The organism is Hydrocoleum sp. CS-953, assembly GCF_002260545.1.
In the GTDB taxonomy this organism is placed as follows: domain Bacteria; phylum Cyanobacteriota; class Cyanobacteriia; order Cyanobacteriales; family Microcoleaceae; genus Trichodesmium.
In genome coordinates this window covers 1-2338 of the sequence record NZ_LGSU01000171.1, presented here as the reverse complement: position 1 = coordinate 2338, position 2338 = coordinate 1, and the positions used below count along the sequence as shown (strand labels likewise).

Sequence of the window (2338 nt, the reverse complement as noted above, 5' to 3'; positions counted from 1 at the left end):
TAGTAAGGAAAAAAGCTCTTTTAACTGATTAAGCAAGAGGATATAAGCTATATTAAAAAATTAATAATTAATAATTAATAATGAATAATTGGCGTTGGTGAATGATTGTATGATTTTTAGGAGTTAGGAGTTAGGAGTTAGGAGTTAGAAGTTAGGAGTTAAAAGAGCTTTTTTCCTTACTATTAATATTACGACCATAAGAATTTCATACCTTATTTCACCAATGCCGAATAATTATAGTAATTTGAGCTTATTGTGAGATTTTGAAAGTGAATTAGTATAGGGTACAACCGTGACAGGTAAGATGCCTGTGTTAAAAAGCTTTTTATTTCGTTGTACCTCACATACCTGAAATTTGCTGTAAGTTCATAAACAAAATTAATTACACATCGTTCTGTGTTAACTTAATAATTATTGCTCTTCCTAATTCATCCCTTGCTCCTATAAATTCTTCTACTAAATCAAGTTTTCTACTCCAAGATTTAGGTTATTAATTTTCTCTCGTTTACAAGTTCTATAAAAATAAAAAACCGCGATCGCATCACAATAACCTCATAAATCTCTTTATCTTAAGTAAATATAGAACTTAGTGTCATTTTTAATTCATCTGCCTAAAATGAAATATAATTTTATATTTTGCTCCCAAGGCCATAAATAATAACACAAGATGAATCTCACCAAAAAAACTATTGCAGCCTTTGTCTCTCCTGGAATACCCCTTTCTGCTCTTGGCCTTCCCCTTTTAGTTTATCTTCCGCCATTCTATGCAGAAGAAATGGGACTGGGCCTTTCTCTGGTGGGCACAGTTTTTATGATTACCCGCTTTTGGGATGTTTTTACCGATCCAGTTCTTGGTGTTATCAGCGATAGGGTAACAACACCTCTAGGTCGTCGGCGTCATTGGATTATATTATCCGTTCCTATTTTAATGATTTGCGTTTACAAAGTGTTTATGCCGGAAGCACCAGTCACAGGAAATTATCTTCTGTTTTGGATGCTGTTGTTGTATGTCGGTTGGACTCTGCTGAGTATTTCTCATATGTCTTGGGGTGCAGAATTATCATCAGATTATTATGAACGGGCGCGAGTTCAAGGTTGGCGAGAATTTGCCTTAGTATTTGGTATGTTAGCTGTTTTGATACTTCCGACTATTCTAGAACAGACTGGAAGAGCTGATAGTGGAACTAAAGTTGCTGCTATGGGTTGGTTTACAATTATATTGCTCCCCATCACTGTAGCGATCGCTGTTTGTAATGTCAAAGAAAGACCTGTGGCACCATCTTGTCAACTTGGTTTCTTGCAGTCAACCTCTCTGCTGTTGAAAAATAAACTGCTAATACGAGTGCTAATAGCAGATTTAATGATTGGTCTTGCTCCGGGAATTGTTGGTTCAATCTACATTTTTTTTGTAACTTATGTTATGCAACTAGGTGAATGGTCTAGTTTGATGCTCTTACTCTATTTTGTAGCTAGTTTTTGTGGCATTCCTCTTTGGATGCGTCTTAGTTATAAGTTGGAGAAGCATCGGACTTTTGGTGTTGCTAAAATGTATGGTTGTGTAATTCTTGTCAGTCTATTGCTTGTTCAACCAGGAAACTTATGGTTGTATACCTTATTTAATATTCTTTTCGGCATCGAATCTGGTGCAGGAGCGTTTTTATTGCGCTCAATTATGGCAGACCTTACAGATCATGATAACTTGGAATCAGGAACACAACGCACAGGTCTTTATTATTCTCTGTTAACTATGACTAACAAAGTTGGTTCTGCTTTGGGAGTTGGGATAGTTTATCCTATTTTAGATTGGATCGGTTTTGTTCCTGGGGGTGAAAATACTGCCACAGCAATAGAAGCACTTAAATATATGTTTATTTTTGTACCTATTCCAATTAGTCTTTTAGCAGCGATCTTTATCTGGAACTTTCCACTAGATAGCACTCGACAAAAAGAATTACGTCGTCTGTTGGCAGAACGTGATTCTATGGTTAGTTCAAAATAATTCAAGAATTATCAGCTAATATCATCTCCTGTAGCATCAGTATTATAAAATATGGATAAGGAAGAAAGCTTTACTTATCTAGGAGAAAAGGCTTAAAAGCGGGAAAAAACTTAAATTTCCTGTAGATATTCACGCCTGGGTTTACACAAAGGGTAGCAGGGGACATACAGAATATCATAGAGAATTTTTGACAATTACTCTATTATATTTTTTTATGGGAAATCTTGGTTTATAAGAACGGTTAACAGCTTTTAGCTGGAAGTCAGGAGTCAGTAGAATTTTTTGGGCGCGATAGATGGGAGGGTAGTGCGTCAAAGGAGTGTGGGGAGTGTGGGGAGT

The 2338-nt window shown here is 36.1% G+C and carries 1 protein-coding gene; it reads left to right on the top strand.

The window, feature by feature from the left end; translation table 11 throughout:
* Nucleotides 1-667: 667 nt before the first annotated feature.
* Nucleotides 668-1999, top strand: a complete 1332-nt coding sequence (locus tag AFK68_RS01350; RefSeq protein WP_094671033.1) for an MFS transporter — start codon at nt 668-670, stop codon at nt 1997-1999.
* Nucleotides 2000-2338: the final 339 nt, after the last annotated feature.

Bases quoted from the DNA above. Each gene is read 5' to 3' on its own strand.
- AFK68_RS01350 (WP_094671033.1), top strand. From the start codon at position 668: ATGAATCTCACCAAAAAAACTATTGCAGCCTTTGTCTCTCCTGGAATA.